The 23,368-nt window shown below is 63.8% G+C and carries 17 protein-coding genes; 5 read left to right on the top strand and 12 right to left on the bottom strand.

Annotation, left to right across the window (positions count from 1 at the left end; translation table 11 throughout):
* Nucleotides 1-15 precede the first annotated feature (15 nt).
* Both dnaJ and G6N28_RS09120 read left to right on the top strand, forming a co-directional pair.
* Nucleotides 16-1,185, top strand: coding sequence for a molecular chaperone DnaJ (dnaJ, locus tag G6N28_RS09125; protein ID WP_163899572.1), 1,170 nt, complete (start codon nt 16-18; stop codon nt 1,183-1,185).
* Entirely contained in the window at nt 1,185-1,553 is a 369-nt protein-coding gene (locus tag G6N28_RS09120) for a heat shock protein transcriptional repressor HspR (protein ID WP_163899570.1), read from the top strand. Before dnaJ ends, G6N28_RS09120 begins: the two co-directional genes overlap by 1 nt.
* On the opposite strand, the gene G6N28_RS09115 is transcribed toward G6N28_RS09120, so the two are convergent.
* The 10 genes from G6N28_RS09115 to G6N28_RS09070 all read right to left on the bottom strand — a co-directional run bounded on the left by G6N28_RS09115 (nt 1,550) and on the right by G6N28_RS09070 (nt 17,324).
* Nucleotides 1,550-1,792: a hypothetical protein gene (locus G6N28_RS09115; RefSeq protein WP_163899568.1), complete on the bottom strand. Its 243-nt coding sequence runs from the start codon at nt 1,790-1,792 to the stop codon at nt 1,550-1,552. The two genes, G6N28_RS09120 and G6N28_RS09115, sit on opposite strands and share 4 nt — an antisense overlap.
* Nucleotides 1,793-2,300: 508 nt before the next feature.
* A complete protein-coding gene (locus G6N28_RS27270) occupies nt 2,301-4,202 on the bottom strand; it encodes a PGRS repeat-containing protein (protein ID WP_163899565.1) in 1,902 nt (633 codons plus the stop codon).
* A gap of 138 nt (nt 4,203-4,340) precedes the next feature.
* On the bottom strand, nt 4,341-5,783 hold the full coding sequence (locus tag G6N28_RS09105) for a sugar nucleotide-binding protein (protein WP_163899564.1): 1,443 nt from the start codon (nt 5,781-5,783) through the stop codon (nt 4,341-4,343).
* Between the two features lie 15 nt (nt 5,784-5,798).
* On the bottom strand, nt 5,799-6,797 hold the full coding sequence (gene rfbB, locus G6N28_RS09100) for a dTDP-glucose 4,6-dehydratase (protein WP_163899561.1): 999 nt from the start codon (nt 6,795-6,797) through the stop codon (nt 5,799-5,801).
* Nucleotides 6,797-7,666: a glucose-1-phosphate thymidylyltransferase RfbA gene (rfbA, locus tag G6N28_RS09095; protein WP_163899559.1), complete on the bottom strand. Its 870-nt coding sequence runs from the start codon at nt 7,664-7,666 to the stop codon at nt 6,797-6,799. Before rfbA ends, rfbB begins: the two co-directional genes overlap by 1 nt.
* Before the next feature lie 38 nt (nt 7,667-7,704).
* The gene (locus G6N28_RS26820) at nt 7,705-8,952 is read right to left on the bottom strand and encodes a hypothetical protein (RefSeq protein WP_179962043.1); all 1,248 of its coding nucleotides are present in this window, start codon (nt 8,950-8,952) and stop codon (nt 7,705-7,707) included.
* A gap of 251 nt (nt 8,953-9,203) precedes the next feature.
* Nucleotides 9,204-12,110, bottom strand: a complete 2,907-nt coding sequence (locus tag G6N28_RS09085; protein WP_163899557.1) for an MMPL/RND family transporter — start codon at nt 12,108-12,110, stop codon at nt 9,204-9,206.
* A gap of 33 nt (nt 12,111-12,143) precedes the next feature.
* A complete protein-coding gene (locus tag G6N28_RS09080; RefSeq protein WP_163899555.1) occupies nt 12,144-15,089 on the bottom strand; it encodes an MMPL/RND family transporter in 2,946 nt (981 codons plus the stop codon).
* Nucleotides 15,086-15,505 (bottom strand): MmpS family transport accessory protein, encoded by a 420-nt coding sequence (locus G6N28_RS09075; RefSeq protein WP_163906021.1) that lies wholly within the window; start codon nt 15,503-15,505, stop codon nt 15,086-15,088. Before G6N28_RS09075 ends, G6N28_RS09080 begins: the two co-directional genes overlap by 4 nt.
* 463 nt (nt 15,506-15,968) lie before the next feature.
* Complete coding sequence (locus tag G6N28_RS09070; RefSeq protein ID WP_235674522.1) at nt 15,969-17,324, bottom strand: condensation domain-containing protein; 1,356 nt, start codon at nt 17,322-17,324, stop codon at nt 15,969-15,971.
* A gap of 256 nt (nt 17,325-17,580) precedes the next feature.
* Here G6N28_RS09070 and G6N28_RS09065 point away from each other — a divergent pair, with 256 nt between their 5' ends.
* The 3 genes from G6N28_RS09065 (at nt 17,581) to G6N28_RS09055 (ending at nt 20,781) form a co-directional block, all read left to right on the top strand.
* Nucleotides 17,581-18,849: a glycosyltransferase gene (locus tag G6N28_RS09065; RefSeq protein ID WP_163906017.1), complete on the top strand. Its 1,269-nt coding sequence runs from the start codon at nt 17,581-17,583 to the stop codon at nt 18,847-18,849.
* A 90-nt stretch (nt 18,850-18,939) separates the two neighbouring features.
* Nucleotides 18,940-19,752 carry a TylF/MycF/NovP-related O-methyltransferase gene (locus G6N28_RS09060; RefSeq protein WP_163899553.1) on the top strand — a complete coding sequence of 271 codons (813 nt, stop codon included), beginning with the start codon at nt 18,940-18,942 and terminating at the stop codon, nt 19,750-19,752.
* Nucleotides 19,753-19,788: 36 nt separating this feature from the next.
* Entirely contained in the window at nt 19,789-20,781 is a 993-nt protein-coding gene (locus G6N28_RS09055; RefSeq protein ID WP_163899551.1) for a Gfo/Idh/MocA family protein, read from the top strand.
* On the opposite strand, the gene G6N28_RS09050 is transcribed toward G6N28_RS09055, so the two are convergent.
* Together G6N28_RS09050 and G6N28_RS09045 are read right to left on the bottom strand one after the other, a co-directional pair.
* On the bottom strand, nt 20,742-21,572 hold the full coding sequence (locus G6N28_RS09050; RefSeq protein WP_163899549.1) for an alpha/beta fold hydrolase: 831 nt from the start codon (nt 21,570-21,572) through the stop codon (nt 20,742-20,744). The two genes, G6N28_RS09055 and G6N28_RS09050, sit on opposite strands and share 40 nt — an antisense overlap.
* Before the next feature lie 48 nt (nt 21,573-21,620).
* Nucleotides 21,621-23,270, bottom strand: coding sequence for a GMC oxidoreductase (locus G6N28_RS09045; RefSeq protein WP_163899547.1), 1,650 nt, complete (start codon nt 23,268-23,270; stop codon nt 21,621-21,623).
* Nucleotides 23,271-23,368: the final 98 nt, after the last annotated feature.

Below are 23,368 nucleotides of genomic sequence, written 5' to 3'. Positions count from 1 at the left end.
AGGAGGTGACGCGACATGGCTCAACGTGAATGGGTCGAGAAGGACTTCTACGCCGAGCTCGGCGTCTCCTCTGACGCCAGCGAACAGGAGATCAAGCGGGCGGCGCGAAAGCTGCTCGCGGAGAACCATCCCGACCGCAACCCGGGCAACCCGGCGGCCGAGGAACGGTACAAGGCCGTCTCGGAAGCCAAGGAGGTGCTGACCGACCCGGTCAAACGGAAGGAATACGACGAGACCCGACGGCTTTTCGCCAACGGCGGTTTCGGTCGCAGCCGGTTCGGTGGCGGTGGTTTCGGCGGATTCGCTTCCGACGGCGTCGAGTTCAACCTGAACGACTTGTTCGATGCCGCCGGCCAGACCGGCGGCGCGAACATCGGTGACCTGTTCGGCGGTCTGTTCGGACGCGGTGCGCAGACCCGGCCGAGCCGGCCGCGGCGGGGCAACGACTTGGAAACCGAGACGGAGCTGTCGTTCCTCGAGGCGACCAAGGGTGTCGCGATGCCGTTGCGCCTCACCAGCCCTGCGCCGTGCACGAATTGCCATGGCAGCGGCGCACGCCCGGGCACCAGCCCGAAGGTGTGTCCGAACTGCAATGGGGCCGGTGTGATCAGCCGCAACCAGGGAGCGTTCGGCTTTTCCGAGCCGTGCACCGAATGCCGGGGCAGCGGCTCGATCATCGAGCACCCGTGTCAGGAGTGCAAGGGCACGGGCGTCACCACCCGTACCCGTACGATCAACGTCCGGATTCCGCCGGGCGTCGAGGACGGCCAGCGAATCAGGTTGCCCGGTCAGGGCGAAGCGGGACTACGCGGTGCACCGTCGGGGGACCTGTATGTGACCGTCCATGTCCGCCCGGACAAGGTGTTCGGCCGCAAGGGCGACGACCTGACCGTCACCGTGCCGGTGAGCTTCCACGAACTGGCATTGGGCACAACGCTTTCGGTGCCGACGCTGGACGGCAGGGTCGGCGTGCGGGTGCCGAAGGGGACGTCTGACGGACGGATCCTGCGGGTGCGCGGACGTGGGGTGCCCAAACGCTCGGGTGGCCATGGCGACCTGCTCGTCACCGTCAAGGTGGCGGTGCCGCCGAACCTGCCGCCCGAGGCGGTGGAGGCGCTGGAGGCATACGCAAAGGCCGAGCGCGCCAGCGGATTCGACCCGCGGGCGGGATGGGCAGGTGCGTGATGGCGGCCAAGCGTTCCAGCAACGAAGCCCGCACGTTCCTGATCTCTGTGGCGGCCGAGTTGGCGGGCATGCACGCGCAGACGCTGCGCACCTACGACCGGCTCGGTCTGGTGCGTCCGCAGCGCACGCCCGGCGGCGGCAGGCGTTATTCGCAGCATGACGTGGAGCTGTTGCGGGAGGTGCAGCGGCTGTCTCAGGACGAGGGTGTGAACCTCGCGGGGATCAAACGCATCATCGAGTTGACCAACCAGGTCGAGGCGCTGCAAGCGCGGGTCAAGGAGTTGACCCGCGAGGTCGAGGAATTGCGGGCGCAGCCACGGCCCAAGAGCACCGCGCTGGTGGTGTGGCAGCCGCGCAACCAGCGCTAGCGGTGGCGATAGCCCGAGCGCCTGGCGCACTGGCTGGGAGCCGCAAGGTGCGCGATTGCATCGAGTACTTGGCGGCCCACCGACGAGTGGTACTCGCGCAGGTACTTCTCCCGACGCGGGTCATCCTCTGCCAGGTGGTGGGTCAGCGGGTGCTCGGTGCTCCAGACGGCGTGCTGCGCGGCTGCACCCACAGCAACCGCGAAGTCATCGTCGTCCATTTGTTCTATGTCCCACAACATAGCCGTCCCCCCAGACGTACTCCTGCAATATGACCCCTGCGCCTGATTCCCCCGAATTTTCGCCAACGTCATTTTCTGAGCAGGTTGCTTAACTTGTTACTGTACACATCTTCGGTCGATCGATGGAGGCAAAACGCCGACACAAGTTGTCGACTACTTGGGCGGCTCCGTATTGGTGTTATCAGCTAAACACATTGATTGACAACGGATTTGACGCTACCCACGGGGGAAAGTCTCAGAAGTTGGACTGCATCGAAATCGAGTAGGACGCGAATAGGCACCTGAACGTTCATCGACGACGTCCAGGCCGGATAACTGCGCCGGATATTTGTCCGGCTAGAAATCAGCCTGGCTTACTCAGCCGACTGCCGTCCAATGTCGTTTATCGGATAGTCTGCGAGACGATCGACAAGTAGTTCACTGTGGGCAAACAGTGTCGCGAGCGCACCTGCTCGGCGGCCGCATCGGGGTTCGCGGGACTGCTACGGCGTGAAGGCGAGGACGTCGCCTACCACTCGGAGAGAACCCACCGGATGACGTCGATCATGAAAGTGAGCAGGACAGGCGGGGTTCCCGTGCTGCCGGGGCAGGTCCCTAAGCCGAGCACACAGCTCCCACCGGCGCCAGGCTGTCCGGGAATGCGGATATCGAATGCCAGGGCGTCGCCGCCGCTTCCGCCGCTAGCGCGCAGCCCCAAAAGACCACCGGTGCCGCCGTCGCCGCCCCGGCCACCGATTGCCGCTCCGGGAATACCGGTTGCATCGGCCAGCAGGGAGTACGCCGTGCCGCCGTTACCGCCCTGGCCGCCGGAGCCTAGGCCGTTCCCGGTGCCGCCGTTGCCGCCGTTACCGCCGATTGCCCGCATCGGATCACCGTTGGTGCCGAAAAGCAGCGCGAAGACGTCGAAAAGAGCGCTGGTGGGAGGGTACTCGAAGTTGAGTGCGAGGCCGCCGTGCCCGCCGTTGCCGCCGGCACCGCCCTGTAGGCCGTTGCCGCCGTCACCACCGTCACCGCCCTTCACGGCCCCGGGTAGGAAGATCCCGTTGAAGTATCCGACCCCGAAGCTGAGGACCTGACCACCTTTGCCGCCGTCACCACCGGGTCCGCCGTCGCCGCCCCGGCCGCCGTTGCCGCCATTGCCGCTGAACAACCCGCCGTTGCCGCCGGCCCCCCCGGTGCCGCCGGGCCCGCGCGCGGTCCCGGTCAGATTGCTGCCGCCGTCGCCGCCCCGTCCGCCGTTGCCGCCGTTGCCAAAGAGAAACGCGGACCCGCCGGCCCCGCCGTTACCGCCGGAGGGGGCGATCACCGGGAACGTGCCGCCGGATGCGCCGTCGCCGCCGTTGCCGCCGTTGCCGATGAACCCCGCGGCGCCGCCGTTACCGCCGGCCTGGCCGGAGCCTGGGGGTGGGGAGTAGCCGTTGCCACCGTTGCCGAACAGCCAGCCACCGGGCTTGCCGTCCGGGCTGTCCGCGGTCCCGTCGGCTCCGTGGCCGATGATCTGGCGCCCGCGCCATTCGTTGTTGACGACCGCGACGACGAACTCCCAGGGGATCCAAAATTCGTTTACCGGTATCAGGATCGGGAAGTCGAGGATGCCGAGCGGCGCGACGGCGGCCTGGACCTGGGAGAGAAGGGAAAGCGCCACGCCGGGAAGCGAGAGCAGGAAGTCGATTTCGCCTGCCATCGGGGTGACTTCCGCGGCTGCGGCGACGGCGGTCGGTGGCTCGGAGGCTGGCGCCCCAAGCTGAGAAGCCGTCTCGTCGACCAGGGTTTCCAGATCGACGGTGGTGACCTCCGGCTCCGACGTGCCTGGCGGGACAACCTCCTCGGCGAGGTCATCCGTCACAGGAGCTTCGGGGACGGAGTCGTCCTCTACGGGATCTTCCGGCGGGGGGTTCGCGATGACGTCCTCGTTGGTGGCGTCGCCCGTGTCGTCGCCGTCGTCGTCGGTGATGTCTTCGATGACGTCCTCGTCGGTGAGGTCGTCGTCGGCTCCGTCCTCGTCGATGACTTCGTCGGCGTCGGTGAGGTCGGCGTCGGTGAGGTCGTCGTCGGTGAGGTCGTCGTCGGTGAGGTCGTCGGTGAGGTCGTCGGTGAGGTCACCGTCGCTGTTCGTGCCGGTCGCTCCGAAAGTGGCTCTAGGCGCGCTGGGGCTTTCGGCACCGGTGCTGCTGTCGCTCGCGGCGGAGCTGTCGGGTTTGCTGTCGCTTGTAGCGGCGGAATCGTCACTCGCGGTGTCGGCTTGGGCGACCCCGGTTCCGACGGCCAGTCCGGCGCAAACGCCGAGGGCGACCGCCCCCGTTCCGAGCCATAGGCTGACGTCACTGCGACGTTGCTGCTGACGGTGGCGGCCGGCGCGGCGTTTTGCCTTCCTCTTCGCCTTCTTGGTGGCGCAATGTCTCGCAGCCATTCAGAGCACTGTACCTGCTAGTTTGCATTCGCAAGCCGAGTTGCGGGCCCTAATTGACGTTATGTTTTATTTGCTGGTGACGCCTTGACGGCGTTTCGTCGTTCCTCCACCCGCAGGGCCGCTATGCGGTGTCGATCGCTAAGGAGCCGTCATGCCGGCGGTTCCTCGGTTCTCGAGCTTGACGTAGTTCGCCAGCATCTCGTCGGCGTCGGCCGGGACATAGCCGGTGGCCTCGATCTTGGCCAGGTCGAGAACACTGTTGGCCGGGCGCGGCGCAACCGGGCCTTCGACCTTCCCGAAGTACACGGCCGAGGCCACCCCGGTCACCCGCTTCGGATCGTGACCGGCCAGTGAGAACGTGCGTTGCGCGATGTCTGCCCACGAACCGACTGATCCCGCGCAACTCACGTTGTAGGTGCCGTAGGGTGCGTCCGTTTCGGTGAGGTGCCGGATCGCTCGGGCCAGTTCCGAGGTGAAGGTCAAGCGTCCGAACTGATCGTTGACCACGGACGGGTTCACGTCGCTGTTGGCCAACGACAACATGGTCCGTACGAAATTGCGTCCGTCGCCGATCACCCATGACGTGCGCAGGATGTAGTGACGCGGCAGCGTGGCCACGATCTGGTCGCCTGCGGCCTTGGTCTGTCCGTACACGCCGAGCGGCGCGAACGCGTCGTCCTCTCGATATGGCCGTGTGCTGGTGCCGTCGAACACGTAGTCGCTGGAGATGTGCACAACGGTGAGGCCATGCGGGGCGGCGACTCGCGCGAGCGCCGACACCCCGGCGACGTTGGTCGCCCACGCAGCAGCGCGCCCTTCGGCGGTCTCGGCCTTGTCGACGGCCGTGTATGCCGCGGCATTGATGATCGTGTCGTAGTCACGCCAAGGGCGTGCGGAACCGAGGTCACCGGAACCCAGGTCGAGGTCGGATCGGGTCGCGAACTCGACATGCGACATGCCGGCGTAGGCCTCGCGCAGCGCGCGGCCCAGCTGCCCGTCGGCGCCGAGCACCAAGATCTTGGTCGGCGGTACGGGATCGATGTCGGTCAGCCTTGGCTGGGCTCGGTCCTTGTCCGACATCACCGCCCGGTCCAACGGAATCGGCCAGTCGATCGCGACGCTTTCGTCAGCGGGGTGCACCGAGGTGTAACTCGCACCGGGCGAGTAGTGATCGTTGACGAGATACGAATAGACCGTGTTCGGCTCGAGCGTCTGATATGCGTTGCCGACTCCGCGGGGCACAAAGACGGCGCGAGACGGATTCAGTTCGACGGTGAACACGTTTCCGAACGTCGCGCCCGCGCGCAGATCCACCCACGCCCCGAAAGCCCGTCCGGCCGCGACGGAGACGAACTTGTCCCAAGGTTCGGCATGGATGCCCCGCGTGGTTCCTGCCGATTCGTTGAACGCGATGTTGTGTTGGACGGGCCCGAAGTCCGGCATGCCGGCCGCGACCATCTTCGCGCGCTGCCAGTTCTCCTTGAACCAGCCGCGGTTGTCGCCGTGGAGCGGCAACTGCCATACCGTCAGCCCGGGAATGGGCGTGTGCTGAGCTTCCAAGATCTTGCCGGCCTCCGTCATCGCTCGGCTTTTCCGTTATTGCCCGAGTTGGGCGTAGAACGCTTCGGTGACTTCCTTGGCGGGCGCCCACCAGTCCTCGTGCTCGCGATACCAGTCGATGGTGGCCGACAGCCCCTCCTCGAAGTCGCCATACCGTGGGCGCCACCCGAGTTCGTTTCGTAGCTTGGTGGAGTCGATGGCGTACCGCAGATCGTGGCCCATCCGATCCGCGACGTTCTCGTACGCGTCGGAATCCTGACCCATCATGGTCAGGATCAGTTCGACCACCGTCTTGTTGTCCTTCTCGCCGTCGGCGCCGATGAGGTACGTTTCGCCGACTCGCCCCTTTTCCAAGATCAGCAGTACCGCCGATGAATGGTCCTCGGCGTGAATCCAGTCGCGGACGTTACGGCCGTCGCCGTACAGCTTGGGACGAATTCCCCACAACACATTGGTGATCTGCCGGGGGATGAACTTTTCCACGTGCTGGTATGGACCGTAGTTGTTCGAGCAATTCGAGATGGTCGCCTCGACCCCATAGGAGCGGGCCCACGCCCGCACCAGCATGTCGCTGCCGGCCTTCGTCGACGAGTACGGCGAGGACGGGTTGTACGGAGTGGATTCGGTGAACCTGGCCGGATCGTCGAGCGCCAAGTCGCCGTACACCTCGTCGGTGGAGACATGGTGGAGGCGGACCCTGTGTTTACGCACGGCCTCAAGCAGCGTGAAGGTACCGATCACATTGGTGTGCACGAACGGCTGCGGGAAATGCAGGGAATTGTCATTGTGCGATTCCGCGGCATAGTGCACGACCGCGTCGACTGATGCCACGAGCTCGTCGACAAGCTCCGGGTCGGCGATATCACCGTGGACAAATGTCATCCGCGATTCCGGCAGGCCCGACAGCGACGCGAGGTTGCCTGCGTAGGTGAGCTTGTCCAAGACGGTGACGTGATGGTCGGTGTGGTCGACCAAGTAGTGCACAAAGTTGGAGCCGATGAAGCCCGCACCCCCGGTGACGAGAATCCGGCCCACTAGGCGCCCCGCTCGAGCAGATCCAGCAGGTACTTTCCGTACCCGGACTTCACCAGCGGCGTGGCCCGTTCCCACAATTCGTCATCGCTGAGAAAGCCCTGCCGCCAAGCGATTTCCTCGGGGACGCCGATCTTCAAGCCGGTCCGGCGTTCCATCGTGCGCACAAAGTCGGCGGCGTCGGTCATCTGGTCGAAGGTTCCGGTGTCCAGCCACGCGGTCCCGCGGGGCAGCACGTGTACCCGCAGCCGGCCTTGTTCCAGGTAGGCCCGGTTGACATCGGTGATCTCGTATTCACCGCGCGCGCTCGGCGCGAGGTCACGCGCGATTGCGACAACGTCGTTGTCGTAGAAGTAGAGCCCCGGCACCGCGAAATTGCTCTTCGGTTGCTTGGGCTTTTCCTCCAGCGACACCACGGTTCCGCCGGCATCGAATTCGACGACGCCGTATGCGGACGGTTCGGCCACCCAGTAGGCGAAAATCGTGCCGCCGTCGACGTCGTCGAAGCGGCTGAGTTGGCTGCCCAGGCCGGGCCCGTACAGGAGGTTGTCACCGAGAATCAGCGCGACCTTCTCGGTGCCGATGAAATCCGCGCCGATCGTGAACGCTTGGGCCAGCCCGTCCGGCGAGGGCTGCTGGGCGAACGTGATCGATACTCCGAACTGCGACCCGTCGCCCAGGAGTCGTTCGAAACTCTCCGCGTCGTGCGGCGTGGTGATCACCAGGATGTCACGGATACCCGCCAACATCAGTGTGGAGAGCGGGTAGTACACCATCGGTTTGTCATAGACAGGGACCAACTGTTTGGAGACCCCGAGTGTGATCGGATGCAGGCGCGTGCCTGAGCCACCCGCCAGGATGATCCCTTTCATGGCGCCATCGTAAGTCTGTCGATCACCGACCGTGCCAGCTATGCGGACGCCTTGTCGACGCCGCCGGAACCGGTGTCGGCCGAGGTGGTGGCGGTCGTCGACGTCTCGTTCCCGTCGTTGCCGCTCGACGTCACCGTCGATCCGGTTGTGGTGGTCGTGGACGCCTCGTCATCGGTCTTGACCGCTGCGACAGCGTCGGCGTCGTCAAGTTGGTCGGTGTCGGTGTCGACGTCGGTGTCGGTGTCGACGTCGACGTCGGTGTCGACGTCGGTGTCGGTGTCGGTTTCGGTTTCTATACCGACGCTCTCCTCCGCCTCGACTTCGGTCTCGTCCTCAGATGCGGTGGCATCCACCAACTCGCCGGGTTCTGCGTCCTCGACTGGTGATTCAACGGCTTCCGGTTCGTCTGTGATAGTCGATCCGTCGACTCCCGTGGCGGCCGCCGCCATGGTGAATCCGGACTCAGCGCCCTCGTCGGCCGCTGCTGCCATCTGCAACTCGGGGGCGGGCGCAGGGCTCTCGGGTTCGTCGACCCCCGCAGCCAACGTTGAGGCATCGGCCGCAGCCGCAGGGGGCGGTGCGTTGAATCCGAAAAACCTCAGGATGGCTTCGATGCCGTTGACAATCGAGTTCATCAAGTTGACCAGCGGCGGAAACGGCCACAGCTGGAAATTCAGAACGTTCACGGCCAGTGCAAGGAAACCTTGCGCGGCGGCGACGCTGTTGTTGTAAAGGTTGAACGCGGCGGTGCCGACGAAACCTGCGACGGTGTTCTGCGACCCGTCGCCCCAAGGTGACATGCCGATGGCGAAATTGGCAATACCGATGGCTGAGGCGGTGCCCGGACCGAACTGGAAGGCGATATTGCCGCCGCCGGAGGCGCCCGAGTTAGCCGGTGGGCTCCCAACAAGCGGCGCGAGGCTGATGGCGATGTTGGGTCCGCCGATCGCTGCGGCAGTCCCCGGGCCGATCTGAGTAACCATTCCCAGGATGGAGAAAAGCGCCCCGGCAGTGGCGCCGTCGCCGAACGCGGTCACGTTGGTGAAGGCGCTCAGGCCGGCGGTCGCACTGGCGCCGGCACCTATCGCCACGGCGCTGCTGAAGATTCCCAACGAGGCGTTCGCGACCGCCCCGGGGCCGATCCCGATCGCGATCGTGGTCAGGTTGCTCGTGCAACCGTTACCGTTACCGATCCCGAAGGCCGAGAAACAAGTTGCGTTGGCGGCTGGCGCGCCGTTGAACCCCCCGGTGGCAAGCGCACTGGAGACGACCAACGCGCCGACCATGGCGCCGCCTTTTTTAGCTCGAAGCTGACCCATCGACACCCTAGATTTGACGGACATTGCCAGTTCGGGGCCCTTCTGTCATACCGCACAGGTCTGACCCGTTCTCGGAACGTAATTTACTTTGCGGACAATATCAACCCTGGCCTGGGATGGCCGTGGTGGCCACGGACCGCCACCCCGGCTCAATTGGCGTGGCGCAATACCGTTGACCAGACGCTTTGGAAGTGCGTGACGGCTCGTTCACGTTGACGCTATGACTTCACAGGCTCGAGCGGCGTCGTGATCGCGTCATCGGAATCGTCTCTCGGCAGCAGGTAGGCGCGCACCAGTGGGCGCGGACCTTCGGAGCGCAGCATGTGGCTTGCCGGGCGTGGGCGCACAATCTGCGGCCACCAGAACCACCGTCCGAGAAGCGCGGCGATCGACGGAGTCAAGAACGCGCGCACGACCAACGTGTCGAACATCAGGCCCAGAGCAATGGTGGTGCCGACCTGTCCGATGATCCTCAAATCGCTGACCACCATCGCGGCCATCGTGAACGCGAACACCAGCCCGGCGTTCGTCACGACCTTGCCGGTGCCGCCCATGGCGCGGATGATGCCCGTGTTTATGCCGGCCGAGATTTCTTCTTTTATCCGGGATACGAGCAGCAGGTTGTAGTCGGATCCGACACCGAGAAGGATGATCACGGCCATCGGAAGCACCATCCAGTGCAAATTGATGCCCAGAATGTACTGCCAGATCAGCACCGCCATCCCAAACGATGCGCCCAGAGAAAGTGCCACCGTGCCGACGATGACCAGGGCCGCGATGATGCTCCGCGTGATGACGAGCATGATGATGAAAATCAAGCAGAGTGCGCTGACCGCCGCGATCCACAGGTCATATTTGGAGCCGTCCCGCAGGTCCTGAAATGTCGACGCGGCACCCGCAAGATGAACGTCTGCACCCTGTAACGGGGTAACCTTCAGCGCTTCCTCGGCCGCCATCCTTATGCGATCGATGTTCGCGATACTTTCAGGCGATCCGGGATCGCCTTTGTGGGAGATGATGAATCGCGCCGCCTTTCCGTCCGGGGAAAGGAAAGAGTTCATTGCGCGCTGGAAATCGGGATTGTCGAACACCTCCGGGGGTAGATAGAACGAATCGTCGTTGTTGGCGGAATCGAACGCCTGGCCCATGGCAGTGGCGTCCTCGGTCGATTCGTTCAGCACGTCGAACAGACCGCCCATGGTGCTGTGCATTTTCAGCAACATATCCCGCATGGTGGTCATGATGGCGATCATGCGTGGCAACGAGGCGAGTAGTTGCGGCAGCAGGGCATCCAGTTGTTCCAGGTCCTTTACGAGGTCCTGCATCTTGAAGGTGAGTGAATCGACGGTGTCGAGTGCATCGAAGATACTTCTCAGTGCCCAGCAGACCGGGATGTTGAAGCAGTGCGGCTCCCAGTAGAAGTAGTTTCGGATCGGTCTGAAGAAATCGTCGAAATCGGCGAGGTGGTCTCGTAGATCAGCGACCACAAAGGACATGTCTTTGGTCAAATTCGTTGTGTCATGGGCGATGTCGGTTAATTCCCGTTGTATGTCGTACATGACCTTCGCCAGAGCGATCTGTTTGTCCATCAACTCGGCTTGTTTCAGCATGTCGTCAACGCGGGCGCGCATATGTTTCATCATCTGGACCACGCCGGCGTTCTGCATGCTGATGAGAAAAGGTATTGAGGTGCGCTCGATCGGCGTGCCCTCGGGCCGGGTTATGCCCTGCACGCGCGAAACGCCGGGCACCTGGAAGATCGCTTTTGCCAATTTGTGCAGTATCAGAAAGTCGTTCGGGTTACGCATGTCGTGATCGGATTCGATCATGAGAATGTCGGGCATCATCCGGGCTTGGGAGAAGTGACGGTCAGCAGCGGCGTAGCCCAGGTTGGCCGGGACGTCGCCGGGTAGGTATTGGCGGTCGTCATAGCTGGTTCGGTAGCCCGGCAGTGCAACCAGGCCGACCAGCGTGACCGCCAATGTCGCGACCAGAATGGGGCCGGGCCAGCGGACGATGGCTGTCCCGACCCGCCGCCACCGACGGGTCCCGATTCTGCGTCTCGGATCGAACAGGCCGAACCGGCTTCCGACGGTCAATACGGCCGGAACCAGCGTGAGCGCGACGACGACCGCGACGACCATGCCCACAGCGCACGGCACGCCCACGGTCTGGAAGATCGGCATCCGGGTGAAGCTCAGGCACAACAATGCGCCAGCGATCGTCAGACCCGATCCCAACACCACCGGGGCCACCCCGCGGTACGTGGTGTAGAACGCCGTCTCCCTGTCCTCTCCGGACTGACGGGCCTCCTGGTAGCGGCCGAAGAAGAAGATCCCGTAGTCGGTGCCTGCCGCCATCGCAAGAGCCACCAGGAGATTGACGGAAAACGTCGAGAGCAGGACCAGATCCTGATGGCCGATGAAGGCAACAATCCCGCGCGCGGCGAATACCTCTATGCCCACCGTGACCAACAGCAGAATCACCGTGACGAACGACCGGTAGACGATGAGCAGCACCAGAAAAATGATCAGTGCGCCTACGAACGTCAACCTCAGAATGGATCTTTCACCGCTGTGCGTCATGTCCCCGACAAGCGAGGCCGAGCCGGTGACGTGGACCTCGATACCGGGGGGCGGTGGTGTCCGATCAACGATGTCGCGCACCGCTTTCACGGATTCTTGTGACTTCGGCGTTCCCTGATCGCCAGCCAGATTCAACTGCACGTAAACGGCTTTGCCGTCGGGGCTTTGTGCGCCTGCCGCCGTGAGTCGATCGCCCCACAGATCCTGCACGTGCTCGACGTGGGGGTCGTTTCGCAACGCGCGGATCAAGCCGTCGTAATACGCGCGGGCTTCGTCACCGAGAGGTTGCTGGCCCTCCAGGACGACCATTGCCATGCTGTCGGAATCGGCCTCTTGAAACACCTGGCCCATGCGGAGCATCGCCTCGACCGAGGGTGCGTCGCGTGGGCTCATCGGCACGGCCTGTTCCCGGCCGACCTGCTCGAGCGACGGGACCGCAAAAGTCACGAGCAGCGTCAGGGCTATCCACGCCAGGATGATCAACGGCGCGAGTCGGCGGATCGCCCGTGCCATCGATGGGGCTCGACGGTCGGTGTTCATGCGGTGGTTACTAGGCGGCAGCCGACACCGACGTCATCGCCGTGTGTCACGGTGCTCTCCGGTGTTGCCTGCGCGGGCCGTGACGCCGGCCGCGTCCGGTGGTGGGGTCTGTAGCAGGGCCCGTACCAACGGGCGCGGCCCCGTGGCCCTCAGCAACGAACTCGCCGGTCGTTGCCGCACTTGTTGCGGCCACCAGAACCAGCGGCCCAACAGCGCGGCAATGGACGGGGTCATGAACGCGCGCACGACCAGCGTGTCGAACAGCAGACCCAGTCCGATCGTCGTGCCGATTTGACCGATGCTGAGCAGGTCGCTGATCGCCATGGAGGCCATGGTTGCGGCGAACACCAACCCCGCGGTGGTCACGACCTTGCCGGTGCCCGCCATCGCGCGAATGATCGCGGTGTTGATGCCCGCGCCCAGCTCGTCCTTTATCCGCGCGACCAGAAGCAAGTTGTAATCGGACCCGACGGCGAGGAGGACTATCACCGCCATCACGAGAACTGCCCAGTGGATCGGTATGCCGAGTAGGTACTGCCAGACAAACACCGACACTCCGAACGCGGCGCCAAGCGACACCAGAACCGTGCCGACGATCACGAGGGCGGCAACGAAACTCCTCGTGATGATCAGCATGACGATGAAGATCAGGCAGATCGCCGCGACTACGGCGATCATCAGGTCGAATTGCGACCCCACGACGATGTCCTTCGTCATGGCCGCGGTCCCGCTGAGATAGATCGAGGAACCTTCCAGCGGTGTGCCCTTGAGGGCTTCTTCGGCAGCGAGCTTGATCTCGTCTACCCTCGCGATGCCGTCGGGGGATGCGGGATCGTCTTTCTGGGTGATGAGCATCCGCACCGCTTTGCCGTCCGGTGAAATGAAAATGTCCATGACCCGTTTGAAATCTTCGTTCTTGAAGACTTCCGGCGGGATATAGAACGAATCATCGTTCTGCGCGGCGTCGAACGATTTCCCCATGGCGGTCGGGTCGACGTTGGCCTCGTCCATCTGACCCATGACCCCGCTCATGGTGGAATGCATGCTCAGCATCATCGTCCGCATGCTTTCCATGATCGCGATCATCTGCGGGAACTGGGCGACCATCTGCGGCATGAGGATGTCGATTTTGTCGATATTCAGTACCAGGGCATCGAGCTTTTCGGTGAGTACATCGACCCCGTCGAACACGTCAAATATGCTTCGCAACGACCAGCAAATAGGAATGTTGAAACAGTGCGGTTCCCAGTAAAAGTAATTGCGGATCGGTCGGAAGAAATCATCGAAATTCGCGATGCTGTCCCGCAGTTCTTCGGTGATTTCCTGTACTTCATGAGTCTTGGCGGTCATGTCGTGCATCGTCGTGACCATCTGTTCCATCAGGCCGTACATATGCCGCATGATGTTGATCGCTTCCTCGAGCATGTTGGCCTGCTCGAGGATCTGGTCCATCTGGGGTTTCTGGAAAGACATGTACTGCTGCTGGCCTGCCTGTTGCATGCTGAGCATGTACGGAATCGTGGTGTGCGGGATCGGGGTTCCCTCGGGTCGAGTCACCGCCTGCACCTTCGCGACCCCCGGAACCGCGAGCACGGATTTGGCCAGCTTGTTCAGGATCAGGAAATCGGTTGGATTGCGCAGATCGCGGTCGGTTTCGACCATCAAGATCTCGGGCGTCATCATCACCGACTCGGGAAAATGCCGCGCTGCCGCCGTCATGCCCTGAGTAGCGGGAATGTTTTTTGGAAGATATTTCTGATCGTTGTAGCTCGGCTTGAAACCCGGCAGTGCGAGCAGTCCGATAAGGGTGACCGCCATGGTCGCGGTGAGAATGGGCGCCGGCCAACGCACGATCGCGGTGCCGACCCGTCGCCACCCGCGGGTGCTGAGGGTGCGCTTCGGGTCGAGTAAGCCGAACCGGCTTCCCACCGTGATGATCGCGGGAAAGAGCGTGAGCGCGACCGCGATTGCGACCAAGACACCCACGGCGCACGGCAGCGCCAAAAGATTGAAGAACCGCAACCGCGTGAAGCTCAGGCAGTAAAGCGCCCCGGCGATCGTCAACCCGGAGGCCAAGACCACCTTGGCAACCCCTCGATAAGTGGTATAGAAGGCGGTTTCTCGATCCTCGCCGGCCTGCCGTGCCTCCTGATAACGGCCGAAGAAGAATATTCCGTAATCAGTTCCCGCGGCGATGCAGAGCGCGACGAGCAGGTTCACGCCGAAAGTCGTCAGGCCAATAATGTCGTGCAGGCCAAGGAAAGCGACTATTCCACGCGCGGCCTGCAACTGAATCCCCACCACCGCCAACAACAGGAAAGCAGTAGCGACCGAACGGTATACGAAAAGCAGCATCACAAGAATCACGGCGATGCTGACCACCGTGATCAGGATGACGGTCCGGTTCCCGCTTGCGCTGATATCAGCGGCGATCGCCGAAGGGCCGGTGATGTAGGCGGTCACCCCTGGGGGGGGTTGGATCCGTTCGACGATGCCCCGAACGGCTGCGACCGATTCGTTCGTGGTGGCCAGGTCTTGGTCTTGGCTACCGACGAGGCTTATTTGGACATAGGCGGCCTTGCCGTCAGCGCTTTGCGCGGCTCCCCGGGTGAGTTCGTCACCCCAGAAATCCTGGACACCCTGCACGTGTTGGTGGTCGGCTCGCAGCTCACCGATCAAATGGTCGTAGTAATCGCGCGCGGCCTGGCCCAACGGCTCGTCGCCCTCCAGGACGATGATCACCGCACCACCCGAGTCGGGGGAGTCGAAGGCTTCGCTCATCCGCTCGGCAGCCTGGAATGACGGCGCGTCTGTGGGGTTCAGCGACAAGCCCTGCCGTTGTTCGACCTCTTCGAGCGTCGGAACGGCGACGGTCAAGATCGCGACGACCACCAACCACGCCAAGATGATCGGCACCGCAAACCGCCGGATGGTCTGCGCCGCCAGCGGTCGAGTGTTGTGCAGCAGGTGGTTGCTCATGCGGCCTTCAGCATGCAGCTGGTAAAGGTGCTCACCGCGTGCTGTTTTATGTTCTCGGATTTCACGACGTTGTCCACCAAGATGCGGCAACCGAGACTCTCGCTATCCCCGTTTGCCGCGATGCTGCCGACACCCGCCGCGGTGGTGATAGGAAATTCGAGCGACCACGGTAACGGCACGTCTTTGATGAATTTCGGGCTGCCGTTCTCGTCGAAATAGCTGATTTGAGCGACAGTTCCCGGCGGCCCGAAGATCTCGTACTTCAAGTACTTGGGGTTGATGGGGGTTTCGTCTACTTTCGTGTCGCCATATGACAGAGAATTCACACTGCCGAAGATGCTGTGCAGCCGTGACACGGTGAATCCACCAGCGACGAGCACAGCGACTATGACCAGCGGAAGCCACACCCGCCTCAACAGGCGGAACATCAACGACGCTGGGGTACGGCGCTTGGCGCGAGCCGGCCGCTTTACTTGAGACGTGGGTGACGGCTGACGCGCCCGTCGCCGAAGGAAACCTTTGCGGCGAGTCTGGCTAGGGCCGTCCTCGACGGCGACGTCGGATCGGGCGGGCTCAACGTCGTAGGTACTGCCGTCGACCACCACACCCATTCCTTTCCCTTTCCGCCGATTCACCCGAAGCCATGCCTGCCGAACGGGATGACGCACCACGCTGGCACCGCGACCGATTCTGAGAACACCTAACCATGTAGGCCGTATTCATATTGACGGTTCCGTAACGACGGATGGTAATGCATGATCCTGTGTTGCATCCGGGGGATTTCCCCCTGTTGAGCACGCGGCGGAAGTTGCGGTGGCCTGATCAGCAAACCTCCTGCTCTGCGGCGTTTCCGGCGTGGTCCCTCAAACAGACGACTCGTCAGTCGATCTCGCCGGCCAGGTCGAATTCGGCCAACGTGCTCACCACCAGATCCCGCAGAGCGGCCTTGGTGGTCACGCCCCCGGGTTGGTAGGCCTGAATACTCATGGAGATCTTGCCGACCGTGGGCAGCCGACCGAACAACACCTGCAACAGACCGCCGGTTCGCTCGAGTCGATCCTCGGTGATGTGCTGGTTCGTCCCGCGCGCCCACGCGGCCTGGCACTGGGTGCCGTCCGGACAGGTCACCGCCGAGCCGACGTCACCGAAATTGGAGATGACCGCCGGCTGGTCCGGGTCGTCCATCGCCCATTCCATCAGCTGTTTCCACGTCCGTCGCGGTGTGAACGGGGTCAACGGCAGAAGCGGCGATGCTTCGTCCGGCGTGTCCCGAAGGGTCTTCAGTGCCTCCTTTATCGCGCCGCGGGCGGTACTGAGATCTTTCGTCACCTCCGTCGGGTCGATCCCCGTGCGGGCGAAAGACACCGCAACCGCGCGTGTGTCGTCCTCGGTGCGATCGCTGACGATGACCTGCATTTTGACGGTGCCATCATCGGGATGCCGACGACCCAGATACTCGCCGAGTTTCGCAGCCAATCCGGTTGCCAGGGTGTTGCTCGCCCCGCCAAGGGCCGCCGCGCGCGCATCCCAAACCTCCGAGTCGATCAGGACCCAGACACCCGGCACGACGACGTGGTGATCTCCTCCGCGACGGACGGTTGTCGGCTTCGGTGCTTTTCGGGTGTCGTCGTTTTGACGACGCCGGGCCTCTTTGGCCGCGGCGACGAGAGCCCGCGCGACCTCGGGCATGTCGCGGGCGGCTTGACCGGCATCCTCAACCAACGCGCGCAAGCGACTGCGTGACCGTGGGGGCGGATAGTCGTGGTCGCGAGCAAGACCCATGATCGCCTTGGCGACCTCGACGACGCTGCCAAGGCCGTCGAGCACGTAGTGAGAGATGATCATGGTGATCGCCGTGGAGCCGTCAGTCAGAGGAAGGACGCCGACGTGCCAGGCGGGTCCTTGTTCAGGGTCGACGGGCAGTTGTGCGCGTTCGTCGAACCAGTCGCCGAGTTCGGCGCGTGGACGCGGAGTCTCAGCGATATCGATGGGCGCCGAGCGCTGAGCTGCGACCCATCGGTACCGACCGAACGGCAGAGGTGAACGCTCGATCAGCCGGCCCCACAACGAACGGCTCATCATCTGGTGAAACCGCTTCAGCCCATCCAGGTCGATGGGGCGGTCGTAGAGCCACGCCACCTGCATGACCTCTTTTTGGCCGCTGGCGCGATGCCCCGCGTAGAACGCCTGGTCCATCAGCGCAAGCCGGTTGTCCGGCCTGGTTTCACCGGTCAATGTGCGTACAGGGTCCTGAGTGGTCACAGATGGCCTCCGGTGGCACAGGGTCGCGCGCGGCTCCCGCTACGGCGTCGGTGTCGACAGAACGACCTTATTTGACACGAGCGTCAGGGTAACTGACATGCTTTTGCGATCTGGAGTCCGCGCCGCGGTCAATCGGCGAGGTGAACGTGCTGGCCGGGTTAGCCCGTCCGGCCGCTGAGCCTGGGGCGGTTGGCCGGCGCTTACGGGGATGGAGAGGCCGGAGTATCCGATGAAGTTCGTGCTGGCGTTCTACGGAACTCGCGGAGACGTCGAGCCGGGCATCGCGGTCGGCCGCGAGTTGATGCGGCGGGGACACGAGGTGCTCATGGCCGTCCCTCCCGACCTGATCGGCTCGGCCGAGTCGGTCGGCCTTTCGGCGGTCTCCTACGGTCCAGAGACGCAGGCGTGGCTGGAGGACACGCGCGACTTCTGGGGCTACTTCTTCCGCAATTTCTGGAAGGTCCGAGATCTGCAGCAGTATCTCCGCGAGTCACGCGAGCCCGGCATCCGGGCTTGGGAAGAGATGACCAAGACCTTGGCCACGGTCGCGGAAGGCGTCGACTTACTGGTCAGCGGCGTCAGCTACGAGGAACTCGCGTTCGACGTCGCGGAGTACTGCGGTGTCGCGTTGGCCACCGTGTTGTGGTTCCCGATGCGCGTCAACGGCCGGCTCGTGCCGAATGTGCCCGCGCCTGCGGTCCGCTGGGCGATGAAGATGTACGAGTGGCTGATCTGGCGCGGCGTGCGGAAGGTCGTCGACGCGCAGCGGCGGAAGCTGGGCTTACCACGGGCGACCGGCCCGGTACCGGGTCGGATCGCCGAGCGAGAACTGCTGGAGATCCAGGCATACGACGAGGTGTTGTTCCCCGGGCTGGCGACCGAGTGGGCGAGATGGGATGGCCAGCGACCCTTCGTCGGCACGCTGACGCTGGAATTGCCGACCGAATCGGATGAGGACGTCATGTCCTGGATCGCCGCGGGGCCGCCGCCGATCTGTTTTGGCTTCGGCAGCATTCCGGTGGAGTCACCCGCCGACATGATCGCCATGATCGCGGGGGCTTGCGCACAGGTCGGCGAACGCGCCCTGGTGTGCGCCGGCTGGACCGACTTCAGCGACGTGCCGCAGTTCGACCACGTCAAGGTCGTGGGTGCGGTGAACTACGCGACGATCTTCCCGGCCTGCCGCGCTGTCGTGCATCACGGCGGTGCGGGCACCACCGCGGCCGGACTGCGCGCGGGAGTCCCGACGCTGATTCTGTGGATGGCGGATGTGCAGTTGATCTGGGGGGCCGCGGTCAAGGGCCTGAAGGTCGGCACCTCGCGGCGGTTCGCGGCCACCTCGGAGAAAACGCTGGTCGCCGACCTGCGGAGAATCCTGGCACCGCAATACCTCGCGCGCGCACGTCAGATCGCGACACGAATGACCAAACCCGCCGAGAGCGTCGCGGCCGCCGCCGATCTGATGGAGGATTACGCCCGCCGCAAGCGGGTCGACTGAGAGTCGAGTTCTGCCGGAAACGACAAAAATTGACGCCAAGGTAAGTCTAGACTCAGCGCCGAAAATGCTGGTGTGCGAGAGTGAGCGATTTTGACCGTTACCGACTACGACGTGCGCTCGTTGTACCTTGATCTGCTTCGACGCAACCTGACCCGGTTTGGAATGCACGAGCGGATGCCGTCAGATTGGCCGCTGCGGCGGCGTCTGCTTCTCAAGGCGGTCAACACGGTCGGCCCCATGCTCAGAGGGGCGGGCGTGCGGGGCCAGCATGTGCGCGACGCCGGGCTGGACTGGCCGCCTGAGGCCGAGACGATGATCGGCATGAAGAGGCTCACCAGCCTGCAGCATTGCGTGGAAACGGTCTTGGACGAAGACGTCCCCGGCGACCTCGTCGAAACCGGAGTATGGCGAGGCGGTGCGTGCATCTTGATGCGGGCCGTCTTGGCGGCGTACGGGGACACGACGCGCAACGTGTGGCTGTGCGACTCCTTTCAAGGTGTCCCGCGCTCTGACACCAAGAACTACGAGGCGGACAAAGGGATCAGGGCCGAGTTCGCTGCCGGCATCTTAGGGGTGTCGGAAGCTGATGTCAGGGCCAATTTTGAGCGATACGGGCTGCTGGACAACCAAGTCCGGTTTCTCCCGGGGTGGTTCAAGGACACCCTGCACGACGCCCCGATCGAACGCATCGCGGTGTTGCGACTGGACGGGGATCTCTATGAATCCACGATCCAGGCTCTGGATGCGCTGTATCCGCGCCTGTCGCCCGGGGGTTTCTGCATCGTCGACGACTACCTGGCGGTGAAGGCGTGCGAGAAAGCCGTGACTGACTACCGAGAAAAACACGGGATATCCGCGGAGATCGTCGACATCGACGGAACGGGCGTATTTTGGCGAAAATAGTTGACGTCGAGCTGTTTTCGGTGTGGCACCAGGCCTATGCCTGACAACGGAAGTCCAATAGCGATCGGCATTCTGGGAGCTGCCCGCGTTGCGCCTGCCGTAATTGTCAAGCCTGCAAAGAAAAATGCCGAGGTTGTCGTCGCCGCCATCGCTGCACGTGACCTCTCACGTGCGCAACGATTCGCCGCCAAGCACGGCATCGATCGGGCACACGGTAGCTACCAGGCGCTCATCGATGACCCGAAAGTGGACGCGGTCTACATTGCGCTGCCGAATGCGCTGCACGGCAGGTGGACCCGGGCGGCGCTCGAGGCGGGTAAGCATGTCTTGTGTGAAAAGCCGTTCGCGGCCAATGCGGCTGAAGCCCGCGAAATCGCCGACTTGGCCGCGAAGTCGGACCGTGTGGTGATGGAGGCGTTTCACTACCGCTATCACCCCTTTGCGTCCCGTGTGGAACAGATCATCGCTTCTGGTGAACTGGGCACACTGCAGCGCATCGAGGCCGCTGACTGCTTCTGGCTACCGAAGTTCTCATCGAATGCCTACAACTACTCTCTTGGCGGCGGCGCGCTCATGGATCTCGGGAGCTATGTGGTGGACATGCTCCGCGCCTTCGGCGGTTCCACCCCGGAAGTTGTTTCGGCGCAGGCGAAACTGCGAGACCCCAAGATCGATCGGGCGATGACGGCCGAGGTTCGCTTCGCCGACGGACACACTGGCCGCCTGCGCTGTTCGCTGTGGTCCAGCGCCCCACCGCACTACACCGCCAAGGTGGTCGGTGACAGGGGCGAGCTGCGACTTCACCCGGTGATCCCTTTCCAACAGTTCTCGGTTCGATCCGCGGACGGCCGACGTGTGGAGCGCTTCTTTCGGCCCCGGACCACATACGACTACCAGCTGGAGGCGTTCGCCTCGGCGGTGCTGCGCGGCGAGCCGGTGAAGACGACACCGGCGGCCGCGGTCGAGAACATGACCGTCATCGATGCCGTTTATCGCGCTGCCGGCCTTCCCGTCCGGGAGCCGGCGTAGTCGCCAACCGGTTGCTGCGGCGACGCCGGCCCGATCTCAGCGGGCAGGGCGGTCTGGGTGAGCCAGGCATCGACGACGTGGGAGAAGAGATCAGGATTGCGAAGCGGCCAGTTGTGGCCCATACCGGCCGCGAGTCTGTCCACTGCATTGGGCATTGACCGCGTCAGCACCGCAGCCCAGCGACGGAGGAGCCGCAACTCCTTGTCACCGGTAACGAATAGTGCAGGCGCGAACGCCTTTTCAAGTCCCAGGGGGACGGTGAATCCTGCGGATGCCACGGCAATGTGGGCGAACTGCCTACCCGAATTGAGACGCGCGTCCCGCCTGTAGCCCTCGTTTTGGGCCGCGTCGTGGGCATCCCAATAGCGGGAGATCAGGGCCCAGCGGAACACGGTAGTGCGGGCGAAAAGTCCCGCCAGGCGCCGAGCGAGGTGCACCGCGGGCATCGTATTGACGAAGGTGCTGGTGAACACCGCCCGGTCGACCGTCTGCGGCTGGGTAGCCAGCAACTGAAGGCCCACCTGGGCGCCGAGGGAAAACCCCACCACGTGCGCTCTGCCGGTGCTGGTCCGGGTGCGGATGAGCTCAGCAACCGCGTCGGCAGCCCGGGCCATTTCGAACGGTCCCAGGTCGACGCTCTTGCCGTACTGGGGCAGATCCGGCACGAGACAGCGATATCGCGGCAGTCGTTCGACCACGGGTGCCCACGTCCAGCCGCTCATGAGCCCGCCGTGCAGGAAGACGATGGCTGGCGCATCGACCGGACCGGATTCGCGCACGAACAGATCCACGTTTTCGATGCTATCGGCGCTCGCGAGGTTGTTGCTTCGACGATCCGGTCATGTGGCGAAATGTGCGGTGTTGAGGTGCTCGGCCACCCGCAGGGCGTTGGCTGCGATGGTCAGGCTGGGGTTAAGGCCTGTGCTGGACGGGAAGAAGGAAGCATCAACCACATAGAGGTTGTCCACTTCATGTGCACGGTTCTGCGGGTCCAGCACGCTGGTGGCGGGGTCCGTACCGAAGCGACAGGTACCGCAGACGTGCCCGAGCGTCGCGTTGTTCGCGCCGGTGCGCAGCGTGAGGGTACGGAAGGGCTGCAGAACCTCTTTGAGCCGGCGCAAGAACACCGTGCGACGGTCGATCTCGTTGGGGTGCAGGCGGTATTGAAGTCGCAGGCGTTGGCGGCCGTCGACACTCGGCCGATCGCTGGGCAGGACGCGATTGTCCGAATACGGGAGATCCTCCATGATCGCGGCCAGCACCAGTCCGCCACCGGTGAACTGGTTGTAGATCGGCCGCGCGGCCGCCCTCGTCATGCGCAGCACGCTTGGCGCCAAGCCGGGTTGGTTCATCATCATGTCCAGGGGCGCCAGCGAGGACATCGAACCGGCGGACTGCACCGTGCCGTACTTCTCGCCGTCCATGAAATAGAAGTCGTTCAACCCGATTTCTTTGTTCTCCGCCGTGATCTTCCACCCGCGTTGCGGCCAGACCGCGATCCAGTCCATCACATGGCGCATCAGGTTGCGGCCCACCATGTCTGACCCGTTGGCCAGCCCACGGCTCCAAGTTCCATCGCGGGAGTTGAGCAACAGCAGCGGAGTGGCCAGCGCGCCGGCCGCCAGCACCACCACCTTGGCTCGGAGCGCGAGCATGTCGGAGCGGTGCTGACAGATCACCCTCTGTACCCGCCTGCGGTCTGACTCGAGCCGCACGACCCGACATTCGGCCAGCAGGTGGGCGCCGTGCTCGGTGACGGCGGGCAGTACACCGCTTCGCGCGCCGTCGTACTTGCACGGTTTCGGGCAGAGGTAGGCCTGACACGTCGGGCAGTCGTCGGTGTAGTCACAGGCCATCGGCAGGTGATAAGGATGCAGACCGCGTCCTGCTAGATAGTTGACCAGCGGCTGGTTGTCGGGGGAAAAGGGCGGGGCCGGGGGCAGGCCGACGTCCGCTGCCTCCGGTCGCAGGGGATCCGGTTGGCCGCGCACCCCAAGCAGCTTCTCCGCCTCGGCATACCAGGGTGCCAGCTGGTCGTAGGAGATCGGCCAGGACTCCGGCACCGTGGACTCGCCCGGGTCGGTGAAGTGTTGGCGGGGCGTGAAATCGTCGACGAAGAACCGTTCGCAGACCATGCCGTAGAGTGCTGACGATCCGCCGGTTCCACTGCCGATGAACGGCACGAACCGCTTGGGTGAGCGGCCACTGATATCGGTGATCTCGTCGGTGCTGCGGCCGGCGCGGGCCAGCGTGTCGTAGTAGGTCTTCTTGGATCGGGATGCCTGTGGTTCGGCCACTTCGGGCATCGCCGAGCGGATCGTTCCGGATGTCCCCGGCAGGGTGGAGCGTCCTTTTTCGACAAACAGCACCCGGCGGCCTGCCCGTGCCAGCCGGTGCCCGAGCATCCCGCCGCCCATACCGGCACCCACGACGATGACATCCCACTCGATGCGTTCTGCGTCCCGGCCTGTCACGTTGCCGTCAGGCACAACCACTCCTCAGGGTGATGGCCCAACACTCGCCTGGTCTGGGCGATTCGGGATGCTATCAACGCCGAGGCAGCCTCAACGACCGAACGTCTACACGA

It is taken from the genome of Mycolicibacterium pulveris, from assembly GCF_010725725.1.
Taxonomy (GTDB): Bacteria; Actinomycetota; Actinomycetes; order Mycobacteriales; family Mycobacteriaceae; genus Mycobacterium; species Mycobacterium pulveris.
The sequence above is the reverse complement of the archived record's forward strand: the minus strand, read 5'-3'. Positions and strand labels throughout refer to the sequence as shown.